General features: G+C 47.1%; 11 protein-coding genes. All 11 read left to right on the forward strand.

Annotated elements, in window-relative coordinates; translation table 11 throughout:
* Positions 1 to 31 precede the first annotated feature (31 nt).
* The 11 genes from BN8899_RS00775 to BN8899_RS00830 all read left to right on the forward strand — a co-directional run bounded on the left by BN8899_RS00775 (position 32) and on the right by BN8899_RS00830 (position 17,323).
* Entirely contained in the window at positions 32 to 3,892 is a 3,861-nt protein-coding gene (locus BN8899_RS00775; RefSeq protein WP_065217909.1) for a UBA domain-containing protein, read from the forward strand.
* A 20-nt stretch (positions 3,893 to 3,912) separates the two neighbouring features.
* A complete protein-coding gene (locus BN8899_RS00780; protein ID WP_231932225.1) occupies positions 3,913 to 8,619 on the forward strand; it encodes a DUF6443 domain-containing protein in 4,707 nt (1,568 codons plus the stop codon).
* A 1-nt stretch (position 8,620) separates the two neighbouring features.
* Complete coding sequence (locus BN8899_RS00785) at positions 8,621 to 9,139, forward strand: hypothetical protein (protein WP_065217910.1); 519 nt, start codon at positions 8,621 to 8,623, stop codon at positions 9,137 to 9,139.
* A gap of 20 nt (positions 9,140 to 9,159) precedes the next feature.
* Positions 9,160 to 9,744: a DUF6443 domain-containing protein gene (locus tag BN8899_RS21015; RefSeq protein ID WP_065217911.1), complete on the forward strand. Its 585-nt coding sequence runs from the start codon at positions 9,160 to 9,162 to the stop codon at positions 9,742 to 9,744.
* A 6-nt stretch (positions 9,745 to 9,750) separates the two neighbouring features.
* Positions 9,751 to 11,394: an RHS repeat domain-containing protein gene (locus BN8899_RS00795; RefSeq protein ID WP_065217912.1), complete on the forward strand. Its 1,644-nt coding sequence runs from the start codon at positions 9,751 to 9,753 to the stop codon at positions 11,392 to 11,394.
* The gene (locus tag BN8899_RS21020; RefSeq protein ID WP_065217913.1) at positions 11,342 to 12,286 is read left to right on the forward strand and encodes an RHS repeat domain-containing protein; all 945 of its coding nucleotides are present in this window, start codon (positions 11,342 to 11,344) and stop codon (positions 12,284 to 12,286) included. The genes BN8899_RS00795 and BN8899_RS21020 overlap by 53 nt, the downstream gene beginning before the upstream one ends.
* Positions 12,287 to 12,925: 639 nt before the next feature.
* Complete coding sequence (locus tag BN8899_RS21025; RefSeq protein WP_065217915.1) at positions 12,926 to 13,237, forward strand: hypothetical protein; 312 nt, start codon at positions 12,926 to 12,928, stop codon at positions 13,235 to 13,237.
* On the forward strand, positions 13,206 to 14,159 hold the full coding sequence (locus tag BN8899_RS21030; protein ID WP_065217916.1) for an RHS repeat-associated core domain-containing protein: 954 nt from the start codon (positions 13,206 to 13,208) through the stop codon (positions 14,157 to 14,159). Before BN8899_RS21025 ends, BN8899_RS21030 begins: the two co-directional genes overlap by 32 nt.
* 6 nt (positions 14,160 to 14,165) lie before the next feature.
* On the forward strand, positions 14,166 to 14,456 hold the full coding sequence (locus BN8899_RS00820) for a hypothetical protein (protein WP_065217917.1): 291 nt from the start codon (positions 14,166 to 14,168) through the stop codon (positions 14,454 to 14,456).
* Between the two features lie 100 nt (positions 14,457 to 14,556).
* On the forward strand, positions 14,557 to 16,647 hold the full coding sequence (locus BN8899_RS21035; RefSeq protein WP_065217918.1) for an RHS repeat domain-containing protein: 2,091 nt from the start codon (positions 14,557 to 14,559) through the stop codon (positions 16,645 to 16,647).
* Positions 16,631 to 17,323 (forward strand): hypothetical protein, encoded by a 693-nt coding sequence (locus BN8899_RS00830; RefSeq protein ID WP_065217919.1) that lies wholly within the window; start codon positions 16,631 to 16,633, stop codon positions 17,321 to 17,323. Before BN8899_RS21035 ends, BN8899_RS00830 begins: the two co-directional genes overlap by 17 nt.
* The last annotated feature ends 175 nt before the right edge of the window (positions 17,324 to 17,498 follow it).

Below are 17,498 nucleotides of genomic sequence, written 5' to 3' on the forward strand. Positions count from 1 at the left end.
TTTGAAAGCTAATTACTAATAACAAAAGATTATGAAACGGACGATGTTATTGTTTTGTTGTATCCTTTTCATGGAAGGAACAGCGGGAGCACAGGACTTTGAACCGAGCAAGCAGGCACAAAGTTACCTGGATTCCAAGAATGTCACGGTGGATCACTCGACCGGAATTTTTCATTACAAGGTTCCATTATTCACTCTCGGGGTGGGTGATTTCCAGTTGCCTATCAGCCTTGATTACGCGGCTCGAGGGGTAAGGGAAGAGGACGAGAGCGGGCTCGTGGGCTATAACTGGTTGCTGAACACGGGAGGTGTTGTAACCCGAACGATACGGGGAGGGATTGCCGACGAGAGTTCGCCTTATGGGTATTTATGGGCAGACAGAGCTCGAGACGCGCTTCCTTTGTCCGATGATATTACCGGGGTGAACAAGCGGGAGCGTGACGGGGAATGTGATATTTTCACCGCAGTTTTTAACGGGCGATCGGTGAGTTTTATTATTAAAGTGGACGAGAATAACCGAGTGTACGCGGACCCTTTGGAGCGGACGAATGTCCGTATCGAGTGTGAATCGGAGTACGGGCGTGAAATTAACGGTTGGATTGTCACGGATGAAAGCGGGAATCGATATATTTACAGGCAAAAAGAATATTCTGTTGACATCATAAAGGAAGATGCCATCAGTTTTAACGGGGTCCGCAATAAAACTTACGTTTCGTCGTGGTACTTGAACCGGATAGAGCCATGCAATCAAAAGCCTATCGAGTTTACTTACCTGGCGGAAGTGCAACTTTACAAGGATTCGCAGGAAGATATTAACACGACAAGGTTTTATTCCTCTTATAAATCTCGGTATTCTTACGGGAGGAAAATGCGGGAACGGGTGTTCGATTTCTCGAAATACAAAGCCGAATTTGATCAAGATATTAGTATGGCTAAAAGTTACTTGAATAGTTTTTCTCTTGAAATGCAATTGAATAACGAGATGTACAAGTACTTGGGAAGCGGGCAATGGGTACGCAACCCGTTTTTTGAATCCGGGCAAGCGGCCATTAACGCTAATTTCAGAATCATGGGACAAGTGGCGAACTTCACTAGCATAACGAATGCCTCCAACGAGTTGATTCAAACGCTGAACCAATTAATCAGCACGTACGAGAATTCGTCGTCCCATAACGCTAGAATGGCAGCTTCATTTTTTAGGTCGGCTAAAAGTTGCGTTACGCGCAGCTTGGACGAGGTGGATTATAATGTTTCTTCGCGGGAGTGCTCGAGCGGTACGGCGTTCACCGTTAAATCCCCTGTTTTAACCCGCATCTCGAGTGACGGGCAATTTATCGAGTTCAAGTACTCGAGCGGGTGGGGAAAGTACCGCCTAGAACAAATTTTGTCGAGAAACGTGCTGGGGGAAGTGATCTCGAGCGTTAAACTAGATGGTTATAACACGTTAAACCGGTTGCGTGTTTTGGATAAGAGCGAGCGGGAAGTCCAGCGGATTAAATTTGATTATTACACGAGACCCTCGTCCGGCGGAGAGATTGTAGACGCGTGGGGATATTACAGGCGCAGGTTGGGGGACAATGATGACGAGTACAGCCTTGCCGTGGATGCGGATTACGCTAAAATAGGGTCTCTTGAGAGAATCACGACAACGACGGGGGGAAAAATGATTATCGATTATGAAAGTAACACGCTGATCGTTTTCGGTTCCAATCTTTTCGGGGGAATTCGAATAAAATCATTGCAAGTGGATGATGACAAGAGCAACGCGCATGACACGATTCATTACCGGTATCCCACGCCAGGTGTTCCCGTTTTCTCGCATGTATCAAATCATGATATCATCGAGTATGCCGGTTTTTATGATCACGTTACACACTCGAGAGTGAAATACACGAATATGTCTTGCGTGAACACGGGCAATAACGGGATTTATTACCCGTACGTGCTGGAATCTACCCGGGGAAAGGGGACAAAAGCTTACTTGTTCTATGAGCCTCCTGTTGTCTACTCGTTGCTTCCACACGCTTTCTGGTTGGCTGGTTTGCCACTTGGCGAAGCGACTTACGATAGTGCCGGTCGGCTCAAGGAACTCGTGAAATTCAAGTATGCCACCGATTCGTACTGCGTGTCCGGGGACGAGTATTTCGTGTTTGCGGACACGGCAATTTGGTACAATCGAACGATCGTGCAAGTGAAAGCTTACGAGTACTACATGGACGAAGAATTCCTGGAAAATTATTATCGCAACCAAGGTAAGATTGTATTATACCAGGATGGTTATTCATGGTATTATATTGACCCGTATGAAGAGTACTACGTGTATAATATCAAGCCTCGCGTGAGCGTGCGATTGCCAGGGCAAATCTATTGTATCAAATACGGGGGAAAAACACGGTTGAAAGAGAAGTCCGTGTTCCGGTTTGAATCTCAAGTCACGAGCGGTCCATCGAAGTCGGATTTTTCCAGTAAAGCAACCGGAATGCCTTATCAAAAAGTAGAATATTTTTATGATAATACCGTGAACTCGAGTTATCCCACGCGTGTTTTGACGACAGATGCCAAGGGAAACACGTACACCACGGTCACGAAACGAGTGACAGAGATGGCGGATGCATCCAATCCGGTTTTCGAGAGGATGAAACAAAAGAATATCCTGACCCCGGTAGTCAAGGAGATTCGGTTGAAAGGCGACACGATAGAAAAGGAACGGGTTTTCGTGCACGAGATGCCGCAAGAGGATAGTTGTTGTTACTGGGGAGTGGCACAGGCATACGCTTTTTACCCGAGCTCGACTAACACGCTGGCATTCTCTTCGCTCGCGTCGCCCGATGTAAATTTGTTCACGCTGGGGCAAGCCAACTATTTGCTGGAACAGGATGTGGTTTACCGGCAAAGCAATCAACGGTACTTGCCGGTAGCCATTAAAAAGAACACGGGAGAAGTTGCCCTATGTTACGATTCCAACTTCGGGCACACGATATTGAAAGCGGAACACGTGCCAGCGGGAGGCGTGGCGGCGATAGATTTGAAAAAATACGGAGACACATCGCAGGAGATGGGTGAAATGCAAGTGTTACAGATGGTTTATTCTGTTTTCTCGAACTTTTGGCAGATATACGAGGGAATAGATATAAACCAAGAATCGGAAGAGTTTCAACGCTATGCCTGGAGCCGAGAACATGAGATCATGAAAGAGGTGATCCTCGTGGTTGCTGCCCGGCAAACCATGGCACTTGAGAAATTTCACGCTTTACTGGATAGTGTCAGCGCCAATAATTACCGGTATCTTCATACGTTCCAGGATCGATATTGGCAATTGGCTGGCGATCATCCCGAGCTGACTGATTTGCCACACTTGATCTATAGTATTTGTAATTTTATATACGCGGATATAGTCCGGGAATTTAATGTTTTAAAGTATAATTATTTACCGGGGATGGAGAGGTACTGGTACTGTAACGACCTTCTTGAAATAACGGTATTCCCGGAAATCAAGCGCGTGAGGTTGTTAGCGGTCGCGAAAGATTGTGGCGGTGATATAAACTACACGATCGAGCATTCCGGGGGAAGTGTATCGGGAACTTTCAAATTATTGAATTTATCGGGGTATTCTTTGCAAAGTTTTGATCTGGAGCTCGGCAATCACGAGAACGTGACATCAGTGAGAATAAGCGCTCCCGCTTCCGGGGTGGCGTATTGCGCTTTGGTTCCCGCGGACGTGGCATTCGAGGCTACCTCGTACAATTGGGACGGCACGGTATTTTGCCGTTTCAACCAGAACGGCGAGATGGAGGTGAACGAGTACGACGCGGCGGGACGCTTGACGCGGGTGAAGGACCGGCACGGGAACGTGATAAAAGAGTACCAGTATAACGTGGTGGAATTGAATTGATAACCTCAAACCTGAAAGATATGAAACGATTACAATTGTTAACCTGCATGTTGTTCTTGTCCCTGTTGACGTTGGGGCAAGGCTATCCCAGCTTGGATTTGTCGGCAAACCCGGACACGATCAAGATAGACGGGGCGGAAGGTTATTTCGCGCTGCGATACAGCGCGAGGGAAACCCTGGATAAACAAACCACGATCAAGCAGATAAATGATTTTTTACAGCAGCAATCTTGGACGTGGCTGCATGTCGTTGACGTGATACCGGATGGTTCCTCTTTGACGGGAGTGCTCGTGGCGCAAGTACAGGCGAACGACACGGGAGAGCCCCGGTGGTGCGTGTTCCTCTCGCTCCTGACGAGCAGGCCGTATTTTGTTTATCAATACGGTCCGGGAGTGGTTCCTAAAATGTTCACGGTTGGCGGCAACGCCACGATATATCCCGGTAAAAGGACCCCGGTGACCTTGACGGGTTCGGAACAAGGCACCACGTATAAATTGTACCGGGGCACGACCTTGAAAGCTTCCTTGCCGGGCACGGGGTCCCCGTTGTGTTTTTGGGTGATGGAAGCGGGTAATTACACGATAAAGGCCACTCGCGGTGACATGACACGAGAGATGAACGGGAGCGCAAGCGTGGCTTGTTACGGCGTGTTGCAAGGGAAAATAACCGTGTCTGCCTCACCCCGGGTAACCCTGTCCAAGGATGGTGAAGGGCAGCTAATCCCTTTCACCATAGACCCGGGCTATTCGCGAGGGAGGGAAGAGCTTGAAGAGATCTCGCTTTCGCTCTGGCGGGGAGAGTCCGCCGCGTGGGACTCGACGTTCGTGTTGAGGTTCGTTTTTTCCACGTCGACAACCGGTCAGATTGCGATAGGCCGGGGACCCAATTGCGGCGACACGACAAAATACGCTTTTTTCATGTTGAACCCGGTGGATAACCTGTTCCTGGAAGTCTCCCAGCCTCCCGGTGGAACTTTGCAAGTGTACGATTTGAGCGGCGGCGGGGAAATCGGGGAAGGCGAGTACGGCACGGTAAAGATGAGCGGTCAGCAGATACTGGTCAATTACAAGTTATATCGTGACGGCGAGTTGGTCGCGGGTCAAACCCTGTCGGCACAACAATTCTCACGCTTGCAGGCGTACGGGCGATACCGGGTGAAAGCGGAGCAGGACGGGCAGGAAGTTTGGATGAACGGTAGCGTGGGCATCTGGCCGAAGATCACGCGGGAGCGTGTCGGCGGCGGGGGAACCATTTACAATAACAACCCTGTTGAAATAACCTTACCCGGCTCGCAAACCATACTTACTTATCGTTTACTGAAAGATGGGAACGTGGTGGCGTCTCGACAAGGGACCGGGGCAGCACTCTCTTTCAGCGCGAGGGAAGCGGGAAATTACACGATAGAGGCTGGGCTGCAAGATTATTTCGTACCGATGACGGGTAGCGTGACCGTTGACCGTGATAACGGTGTCCATTACACGTCAACGGAGAATTACGTGGTGGAAACCGTTTATCTTGACCCGACCACGACAAGCACGACGGCTCGAACGGTCAGCGACGTGACTTACCTTGACGGTTTCGGTCGCCCTTTGCAAGAGATCCGGGTGAACGGGAGTCCCGGGGGTACAGGTGATATCGTGAATGTCCACGAGTACGGTGTGCTGGGACGGGTGGAGCGGGAGCACGCTCCCTACGCCCTGGAGGGTAATCACGGCGGTTTCGTGGCGGGAGCTTTGTCGCCGTCGAGGTGGGCGATGTATGGCACTGGCGAGGCGGGTTACACGTGCACTTTAACCGGGTATGACGGTAGTCCCCTCGACCGGGTTGTGAAGCGGACAGGACCGGGGAAGAGTTGGCACGAGGCGGGGAAGGGCGTGACGACGGGCTATCACCTGAACGAGGCGAACGAGGTGCGCCTGTACCGGGTGAGGGATAACGGCGAGCTAGTGCAGGCGGGTTACTATCGTGCCGGTAGCCTGGAGAAGGTGGTGACGACGGACGAGGACGGCAACCGGGTGGAAACGTACACGGACAACCAGGGGCGTACGGTGCTGGAGGTGACGGTGGAGAGTGACAATAACCGGTTGGAAACTTACAGCGTTCACGATGACCTGGGTCTGTTGAGGTACGTGTTGTCGCCGGAGGCTAGCGCCCGGGTGGGGACGACGGCTAACCGGGCGACGGCGGCGATACGTCAGTTCGGGTATTACTATGAACATGACCGTTTCGGGAGGTTAATCCTGAAACAGTTGCCGGGGTGTGACCCGGTGTACCTGGTTTACGACAAGCGTGACCGGCTGGTGTTGAGCCAGGACGGGAAACAGCGGGCGGAGAACGCCGACAAGTGGAGCTACTCGCTGTATGACGGGCGGAACCGAGTGGTAGAAACGGGCGAGGTCGTGATAACGGGGACGGTGAAGAGTCATGCCGCGTTACAAGGGGCGGCGACGACGAGTGATAATTACATCCCCGCGGGGAGCCGCGTTCCCTTGCAACACACGTTGTATGACAGTTACACGGGCACGGCGGATGTGCCCGTCCTTCCCTTCGAGTCGACGGGAGGGTACGCCACGGGGTACCATAACCTGGTGACGGGACTGGTGACGAGCGTGAGGACGAGGGTACTGGGAGTTACCCCGGTGAAATGGTTGACGGTAACGACGTATTACGACGACCGTTGCCGTGTAATCCAGACGGTGAGCGATAACCTGGAGGGCGGTTTGAGCCGGGTGGACATGAAGTACGATTTCACGGGTAATGTTATCAAGCAGCGGGAGAGCCATGTTGTCGGGGGGCGTACAGACGTGCTGGAAACGGAAAACACGTATGACGACCGTGGTCGGTTGTTGTCCTCGACGGTGAAGTTGAACAACGGGAGCCCGGCAACGACGAGCTACACGTACGACGCGGTGGGTCGGCTGGTGAAAAAGAAACACGGTACGGTGGAGGAAACGCTCTCTTACAACACCCGTGGTTGGTTGACAAGCAAGGAGAGTGTCCCGTTCAAGATGAAGTTGCGTTACGAGAACCCGTCGGGTGGCAGTGTTGCCCGCTGGAACGGCAACATCAGCGAGTGGGAGTGGCAACACGGGACGGGTGCCGCCTTGATGTACGGTTTCTCGTATGACGGTGTGAACCGGTTGACGGGCACGGTGCAGAAGCAGAAGAGCGGCACGACGTGGTCGGCGCTGTCGGGCAGTTACCTGGAAAAAGGGATCACTTATGACCGTAACGGGAACATCAAGACGTTGCAGCGGACGGCTAACGGTACCACGGTGGATGACCAGGTTTACAGTTACACGGGGAACCAGTTGACGGGTTTGACGGAAAGCGTTCGGACGGCTCCTGTCGGTGATGTTTACGCCCCGGGGAGTTCAGTCTCCGGTAGTTACGGTTACGACAAGAACGGAAACATGATAAATGATAGCCGTCGTGTTTTGAATTTGTCTTATAATGTCTTAAATTTGTTGAGTGAAGTCAAGACCGGCAGCACGGTGAAGGCGAGATACGGTTACCTTGCCGACGGTACGAAGTTGCGTGTACGTGACGCGGGGAGCAACGGTTTTGACTACGTGGGTTCTTTGACATACAAGAGTGGCGGTGGCGGGTTGCAACTGGAGTCGGCGAGTTTCGGTGATGGCGTGATCCTGACGGGCACGGGCGGACAGGAGGTGAATTACTTCCTGACAGATCACCTGGGTAGTGTTCGGGTGATCGTGGATGGTAGTGGCGTGGTGAAAGAGCGGAACGATTACTATCCTTTCGGGGCTAGGCACGTGAAAGCGGACTACCCGCGACAGGCAGTGAATCGTTTCAAGTACAACGGTAAGGAGGAGCAGGTGACGGGAGATTTGGGTTACCTTGATTACGGGGCGAGGATGTACGATGGTGCAATTGGAAGGTGGTTCGGTGTAGATCCCCTGCAAGAGAGTTTTCTCTCTCTTTCACCTTACAATTATTGTTCTAGTAACCCGGTCATCTTTATTGATCCCAACGGGGCGCTCAGGACTCATTACGTTGACGAGAATTACAACACGATATTGCAAACAAATGATGGTAGTGATGATGTCGTCATGGTTCCCAACGAGCACGTGGGAACTTTTAGAAGTTTCGCGACTTTTTATCAAGACCCGAGTGTTCGGTCTTATTATGATGACGAGAGATGGAATCGTTACTGGAAAAATCAATTTGGATTAGCCGAGCGCCAATTAACGGAGGTAGAGCTGGCGATTAGTAACTGGTACAAGAGTGAAAATGGTAAAAATGAAGCGATAAAGCTCTTCTTGAGTCACAAGGGAAGTCACATGCTGAAGGCCGCTTGGAGCGAAGCTAGTTATCACTTGTTTAGTGTAGAGTCGTGGGCGGATGGGCTTTCTATGACTTTTTGGGTAAAGGGATTGTTCAAGAATTTCTTCAAAAAACAAGCATATATAGGAAATAAATTAAATTATGCTTTTGGTAAAGCGACAGGTAGTATGCATAATATAAATCGCTCTAGAGGAATGTTAAAACAGTTGGAAAGTATCGGTATTTTTGATAATAAACGAGGTCGAGAGTATTTACAAACACATTTAATGGATGTATATAATAATACAAAAGGAATACTTCAATCAGGAGGACGTTACTCTCGAGAGTCTCTTTTGATGGGACCTACAGGAGCTCTGAAAGTTGTAAGTATTTGGGAAGAAAACAAATTAATAACACTTATGTTATTGGGAGGGCAATGATATGAAATGTATAATAGAAAATTTATATTTTAAAAGTTACCATTTTACGACAAAGCAAGAGGCGTTGTTTTTTTTGAACCAACAAAAGATAAACAAATATTTATTTTTAGATGAAACAGATGGGGAATATTTGTATTGTTATGCTTGTTTTGATTCATTAACAAGCGAAGTGCTATTATTGATATTTTTTTATTCTTATCAATTAGAAGAAACTCTAAATTTTTTATATTGGCCGAGAGAAGATACTCTAGTATTGGATACGGGTGAGTGTATTTATTTAATTGATATAAATTTGAATATAAAAACATCAATCAATATAGGCTCTTCTTTAATAGGGATGTATTTAATAACACACAAAAAATTATTAATACTAGAAGAAATATCAATGAAAATTATAGATATCAATGGAACTATTTTAAAAGAAGAATTTTTTGATGTGATTGAAAATTTTTCAATTAGTGATAATGTTTTGTCTATTCAAACAGAACATGAGATCAAACATGTCAACTTGATTTTATAGCTAGTAGAAAAGGGCCCTTGTTGACAAAGGTATTATGTATTACATTTTACCTTGACGGTTTCGGTCGCCCTTTGCAAGAGATCCGGGTGAACGGGAGTCCCGGAGGGGCGGGTGATATCGTGAAAGTCCACGAGTACGGTGTGCTGGGACGGGTGGAGCGGGAGCACGTTCCCTACGCCCTGGAGGGTAATCACGGCGGTTTCGTGGCGGGCGGCTTGTCGCCGTCGAGGTGGTCGATGTATGGCACTGGCGAGGCGGGTTACACGTGCACTTTAACCGTGTATGACGGTAGTCCCCTTGACCGGGTTGTGAAGCGGACAGGACCGGGGAAGAGCTGGCACGAGGCGGGAAAGGGCGTGACGACGGGCTATCACCTGAACGGGGCGAACGAGGTGCGCCTGTACCGGGTGAGGGATAACGGCGAGCTGTTGCAGTCGGGTTACTATCGTGCCGGTAGCCTGGAGAAGGTGGTGACGACGGACGAGGACGGCAACCGGGTGGAAATGTACACGGACAACCAGGGGCGTACGGTGCTGGAGGTGACGGTGGAGAGTGATAATAACCGGTTGGAAACTTACAGCGTTCACGATGACCTGGGTCTGTAGAGGTACGTGTTGTCGCCGGAGGCTAGCGCCCGGGTGGGGACGACGGCTAACCGGGCGACGGCGGCGATACGTCAGTTCGGGTATTACTATGAACATGACCGTTTCGGGAGGTTAATCCTGAAACAGTTGCCGGGGTGTGACCCGGTGTACCTGGTTTACGACAAGCGTGACCGGCTGGTGTTGAGCCAGGACGGGAAGCAGCGGGCGGAGAGCGCCGACAAGTGGAGCTATTCCCTTTATGACGGGCGGAACCGAGTGGTGGAAACGGGCGAGGTCGTGATAACGGGGACGGTGAAGAGCCATGCCGCGTTACAAGGGGCGGCGACGGCGAGTGATAATTACATCCCCGCGGGGAGCCGCGCTCCCTTGCAACACACGTTGTATGACAGTTACACGGGTACGGTGGATGTGCCCGTCCTTCCCTTCGAGTCGACGGGAGGGTACGCCACGGGGTACCATAACTTGGTGACCGGGCTGGTGACGAGCGTGAGGACGAGGGTACTGGGAGTTACCCCGGTGAAATGGTTGACGGTGACGACGTATTACGACGACCGTTGCCGTGTAATCCAGACGGTGAGCGATAACCTGGAGGGCGGTTTGAGCCGGGTGGACATGAAGTACGATTTCACGGGTAACGTGGTGAAGCAGCGGGAGAGCCATGTTGTCGGGGGGCGGACTGACGTGCTGGAAACGGAGAACACGTACGACGACCGTGGTCGGTTGTTGTCCTCGACGGTGAAGTTGAACAACGGGAGCCCGGCGACAACGAGTTACACGTACGACGCGGTGGGTCGGCTGGTGAAAAAGAAACACGGGACGGTGGAGGAAACGCTGGCTTACAACACCCGGGGGTGGTTGACAAGCAAGGAGAGCGCGCCTTTCAAGATGAAGTTGCGTTACGAGAACCCGGCGGGAGGTGCGGACGCTTGCTGGAACGGTAACATCAGCGAGTGGGAGTGGCAGCACGGGACGGGTGCCGCCTTGATGTACGGTTTCTCGTATGACGGCGTGAACCGTTTGACGGGCACGGTGCAGAAGCAGAAGAGCGGCACGACGTGGTCGGCGTTGACAGGGAGTTATCTTGAAAAGGGGATCACTTACGACCGTAACGGAAACATCAAGACGTTGCAGCGTACGGCTAACGGTACCACGGTGGATGACCTGGTTTACAGTTACACGGGGAATCAATTGACGGGTTTGACGGAGAATGTTCGAACCTCTCCTACCGGTGATGTTTACTCGCCGGGAAGTGCCGCCGCGGGTAGTTACGTCTATGACAAGAACGGTAACATGATAAATGATAGCCGTCGTGCTTTGAATTTATCTTATAATGTTTTAAATTTGTTGAGTGAAGTCAAGACCGGCAGCACGGTGAAGGCGAGTTACGGTTACCTCGCTGACGGTACGAAGTTGCGTGTACGTGACGCGGGGAACAACGGTTTTGACTACTTGGGCTCTTTGACATACAAGAGTGGCGGTGGCGGTTTGCAACTGGAGTCGGCGAGTTTCGGAGATGGCGTGATCCTGGCGGGCACAGGCGGTCAAGAGGTGAATTATTTCCTGACGGATCACCTGGGTAGTGTTCGGGTGATCGTGGATGGTAGCGGGGGGGGTGAAGGAGCGGAACGATTACTATCCTTTCGGGGCTAGGCACGTGAAAGCGGACTACCCGCGACAGGCCGTGAATCGTTTCAAGTACAACGGTAAGGAGGAGCAGGTGACGGGTGATCTGGGTTACCTTGATTACGGGGCGAGGATGTACGATGGTGCAATTGGAAGGTGGTTCGTGAACGATCCCCTTCTAGAGAAGTATTTATCTCTATCTTCTTATTCTTATTGCGGGAATCACGTGGTTGGTGCGATCGATTTAGGTGGGCGATTGTTCGTGTTCGTGAACGGTTTCAATCTCGTGGAATATGCGGCTCACGAGGGACGAAACATGTCAAGGGATTTGCACGGTTTACCGGCAGAAAGGTATAATCCTAATCGCGACTTTCAAAGGCATGATTTTTACGGGTGGGCGAATATAGACAAGTTGTACATGGCAACGTGTAAAGATGATAACGCTTTATACGTTAATGGAAGTTTCGAGCCATTTTCGCGAGCTACCGAACGGTATCAAGCGGGGGTACAAAAAGGAATGGAGCTTTTGACGCGATTACGGTCCGGTTCGTTATCTTTAGCTGAAAATGAAACTATCAAAATTGTCGGGTATAGCATGGGAGGAGCGTACGCGGCGGGCATGGCAAGTGTGTTAATGAAAGATGAAGAATATAGAAAAAAATTAGAATTTGTTGATTATCTAGCCCCGTATCAACCGACACAGTTCGAGCATCCGGAAGGGGTGTTAGGAAGACAATATCAAATGAAAGGAGATTGGTTGGTTGATGCTAAAAAGATAAAAAGAATAGACGAATTGAATTTCTTTTTGAATGATAATAAATGGTACGATGATATTTTAGGAGGGCATATGCTAAACAAATCATTTATGAATTTTCTTCAAGCATGCTTTAATTCAGGAATCCCGATATATATAAAATGAAACAAATGAAAAAATCTTTATTATATTTTATATTAGTAATTATCTTGGATACAAGAATTGTTTGTTCGGATTTTTTTGAACAATATCATATTATTTTAAGTGATTGTTTTCAAAAGAAAATACTAGGTGTAATTGTATTTTTCTTTGTATTTATATACATATTATACAAGTGTTATATTATTTTTATTTTAAACAAGACGTTACATATTTTTGACCAAGTGATATTAATGTTTTTCACGCCATTAGTGAACGCGTACATTTTATTAGCAATCGTGTTTGCTATACGAAATGTTGGTTATGGTATGTTGAATTTATTTGTGGCTCCATTGGCAATATTATTTTATTTTGTTTTTAGTTTTTTTATGTGGTTTTTGTTGTTTCGTAAATTGAAGTAAGGAAAGATTGTATTACCCTAAAAAAGTTTACTTATATCGGTAACTTTGGGTTGTATGTCGAAAGTTTTGAAATATCGAGGAGGAAAAGAGTGTACACTCCTCGATATTTATTTTATTTGGTTTAGAATTATTTTGGCAAAGGTGTCACGATAACTTATATACTTAACGCTTCGAGGGAGGATGGTAAAAGCGTGGAAAAGTACACGGATAACACGGGGAAGGTGTTGTTTATTGGGTGGGTAACATGCTAAATGATAGCCGTCGTGTTTTGAATTTATCTTATATTGTTTTAAATTTGTTGAGTGAAGCCAAAACCGGTAGCACCGACGGGACGAAGTTGCGTGTACGTGATGCGGGGAGCAACGGTTTTGATTACTTGGGTTCTTTGACATACAAGAGTGGCGGTGGCGGTTTGCAACTGGAGTCGGCAAGTTTCGGGAATGGCGTGATCCTGACGGGCACGGGCGGACAGGAGGTGAATTACTTCCTGACGGATCACCTGGGTAGTGTTCGTGTAATCGTGGATGGTAGCGGTGTGGTGGAAGGAGCGGAATGATTACTATCCTTTCGGGGCTAGGCACGTGAAAGCGGACTACCCGCGACAGGCAGTGAATCGTTTCAAGTACAACGGTAAGGAGGAGCAGGTGACGGGAGATTTGGGTTACCTTGATTACGGGGCGAGGATGTACGATGGTGCAATTGGAAGGTGGTTCGGTGTAGATCCCCTGCAAGAGAGTTTTCTCTCTCTTTCACCTTACAATTATTGTTCTAGTAACCCGGTCATCTTTATTGATCCCAACGGGGCGCTCAGGACTCATTACGTTGACGAGAATTACAACACGATATTGCAAACAAATGATGGTAGTGATGATGTCGTCATGGTTCTCAACGAGCACGTGGGAACTTTTAGAAGTTTCGCGACTTTTTATCAAGACCCGAGTGTTCGGTCTTATTATGATGACGAGAGATGGAATCGTTACTGGAAAAATCAATTTGGATTAGCCGAGCGCCAATTAACGGAGGTAGAGCTGGCGATTAGTAACTGGTACAAGAGTGAAAATGGCAAAAATGAAGCGATAAAGCTCTTCTTGAGTCATAAGGGAAGTCACATGCTGAAGGCCGCTTGGAGCGAAGCTAGTTATCACTTGTTTAGTGTAGAGTCGTGGGCGGATGGGCTTTCTATGACCTTTGGGGTAAAAGGATTGTTCAAGAATTTCTTCAAAAAACAAACGAGTGTATATAAACATGAATATAAGTATGCAGCTCGAGTACGAGCTCGTGCGATACAAGATCCTGTTAGCCATAACTTTCCTTATAGCTTTGATGATGCAATACTATCAACAAAGCCTATAGTTAAAAGAGATGGATATAAAATATACCAAATGGAGGGAACAATGAATGGGATAAAAGGTATATATGAAATAGGTATTACAAAAGATGGAATAATAGATCATAGGTTTTTTAGAGCTTTAAAATAATTGGTAATGAAATATTTGGTGATAGACGCTTTGTTGGACAGTACGGGAATTCGAGATAAATATAATGGAGGATATATTAATCCTTATGAAATAGGTTTGAGTTTTATAACGATTACTCGACTAAACGAGTGGTTGTCTAAATACTGGAATGAGCATTTTAATGGATATGTTAATGAAAACCTAATAGATAGACTCGACGAAGAAGGTCGAGAAATTGCAATAGCGATAAAAAAAGAATTACCAGAAGTGAAAGTTGAATATTTTTCAGATGCTCGAATGGTTAATGTGATTATATGATATCTACCAGTTTTTACCTTGGCCCTCAATTTGAGATAAGGTATGTATTATTCTGAAAAATGTTTCTAGTACTGATAGCTTTAAGTTATATATTGAAAGTTTGAAATATCGAGGAGGAAAAAACAGAAACTTCCTCGATATTTATATTGTTAGGTTTGGCATTAACCGGGCGACGGGACTGGTGACGAGCGTGAGGACGAGGGTGCTGGGAGTTACCCCGGTGAAATGGTTGACGGTGACGACGTATTACGATGACCGTTGCCGTGTAATCCAGACGGTGAGTGATAACCTGGAGGGAGGTCTGAGCCGGGTGGACATGAAGTACGATTTCACGGGTAACGTGGTGAGGCAGCGGGAGAGCCATGTTGTCGGGGGGCGGACTGACGTGCTGGAAACGGAGAACACGTACGACGACCGTGGTCGGTTGTTGTCCTCGACGGTGAAGTTGAACAACGGCAGCCCGGCAACGACGAGCTACACGTACGACGCGGTGGGTCGGCTGGTGAAAAAGAAACACGGGAGGGTGGAGGAAACGATGGCTTACAACACCCGGGGATGGTTGACAAGCAAGGAGAGTGTCCCGTTCAAGATGAAGTTGCGTTACGAGAACCCGTCGGGTGGCAGTGTTGCCCGCTGGAACGGCAACATCAGCGAGTGGGAGTGGCAGCACGGGACGGGTGCCGCCTTGATGTACGGTTTCGTGTATGACGGCGTGAACCGGTTGACGGGCACGGTGCAGAAGCAGAAGAGCGGCATGACGTGGTCGGCATTGACAGGGAGTTACCTTGAAAAGGGAATCACTTACGACCGTAACGGGAATATCAAGACGTTGCAGCGGACGGCTAACGGTACCACGGTGGATAACCTGGTTTACAGTTACACGGGGAACCAGTTGACCGGGTTGACGGAGAATGTTCGAACCTCTCCCACCGGTGATGTTTACTCGCCGAGAAGTGCCGCCGCGGGTAGTTACTCTTACGATAGCAATGGAAACATGACAAATGATAGTCGTCGTGCTTTGAATTTATCTTATAATGTTTTAAATTTGTTGAGTGAAGTCAAGACCGGCAGCACTGTGAAGGCGAGTTACGGTTACCTTGCCGATGGAACGAAGTTGAGGGTACGTGATGCGGGGAGCAACGGTTTTGACTACGTGGGTTCTTTGACATACAAGAGTGGCGGTGGCGGTTTGCAACTGGAGTCGGCAAGTTTCGGGGATGGCGTGATCTTGACGGGGACGGGCGGACAGGAGGTGAATTACTTCCTGACGGACCACCTGGGTAGTGTTCGGGTGATCGTTGACGGTAGCGGCGTGGTGAAGGAGCGGAATGATTACTATCCGTTTGGGGCTAGGCACGTGAAAGCGGACTACCCGCGACAGGCTGTGAACCGTTTCAAGTACAACGGGAAGGAGGAGCAGGTGACGGGAGGCTTGGAGTACCTTGATTACGGGGCGAGGATGTATGATAGCGGGTTGGGAAGGTGGTTCGTGAACGATCCTTTACAAGAAAATTATTTGCCACAAAGTCCTTATCATTTTAGTGGTAATAATCCTATTATTTTACGGGATAAGGATGGACAGCTATATGATTGGTATTTTAACGAAAAAAATGAGCTTACTTATGATGCATCTATTCATTCTCAAAAAGATTTAGATAGAAAGAAAATTAAAGGGAAGTATGTAGGGCAGACCTATATACAAGGTAATGTTTATTATGGTTTGTTTGGTGATATTATGGATCTTGCAACATGGGAAGGAAAATTGTTTAAAAAAATAGATGAATTATTTATCAATTATTTTAAGTATAGACAAGCAATAGATAAATTTGACACTTGGATGCAAGATGAACCTATAGAAAAATCCGTCAATTTTGATATCGGATTAAAATTTAAGAGAGATAATTTTGGATTGGCTGATGGTAATATGTATCCATTCAAATTTCAAGGTAGTAATGCTTTCTATTTTGTTAGTGAAGATCGAACTAAAATGAATGGAATCTTTGAGTTAGGAGATAATAAAAGGAAATTGAATGCTACAATTAGTTCGACAAGCATAGGTGCTGGATATAACATGTATATTAATACAAAAGGTTCATCAAGATCTAAAATAATAATATTTGTATTTCCGACTTTGGAAAGCAAAAATAAATTTCATAAAAAAATGCGGGCTGAATATGAAAAATATCAATAAATTACATGGAATATTAATATGCTTGATTATGTTATTGATAAGTTGTAAAGTTAATATACCATCAAAAACTGAAGAATTAAAATATCCATTTTTGGAATTGTTATTAATGGGATATCAGAATACATATTTTCAAGATCCTGAAAATATTCTTGATATGTTAAGATATTTTCAATTTGAAAGTGCAGAAGATATTTATCAAGAACAGACAATACGAGAAATCACAATGGAGCAATCGGATATGAGTATTAGGTTTAGGAAAGGTTACGTGGAATTATTATCAGGAAAATTAGTACTTGCAGCTATACCATCTTACTCCTTTAAACAAGCATCGATACTTTCTATATCCCCTTATCTTATTGGAGTTCATGCTTTTGGTATCGATAGAAATCCAGTTCAAGAAGAGACTAATCGTATGATCTCTAGTAAGTTGAGTGAGATTCAGCAACATTACTCGAAATCTAAACTTCTTTTTACATCCAAAAAAGATGAAGGAGATCTTGTTATTATAGAATATATTGTGAAGGCGGATAAACTTGTTGTAAAAAATGAAGGTAAGTGTGAGCAATTACTAGAGTATCCCTACTTTAAAGAGGTGTTAGATTATTTCAGAATTACTTGTAAGAGATTGAATCTTTCTAGAATCATATTCACAACTCGCTTATATTTTAATAATTAATAATAATGATATAGATTTATAGATAAATACTTGTCAAAATAATAGAGGGGAACATTTATTGTTCTCCTCGATATCGATTTCGTGGAATAAATGAGCATATTGTAAATTAAGCCCTGGAGTGTGTTTACGCGCGGGGAAGTGCCGCCACTGGTACTTGCTTCTATGACAAGAACGG

It is taken from the genome of Butyricimonas sp. Marseille-P2440 (assembly GCF_900091675.1).
Lineage (GTDB): Bacteria > Bacteroidota > Bacteroidia > Bacteroidales > Marinifilaceae > Butyricimonas > Butyricimonas synergistica.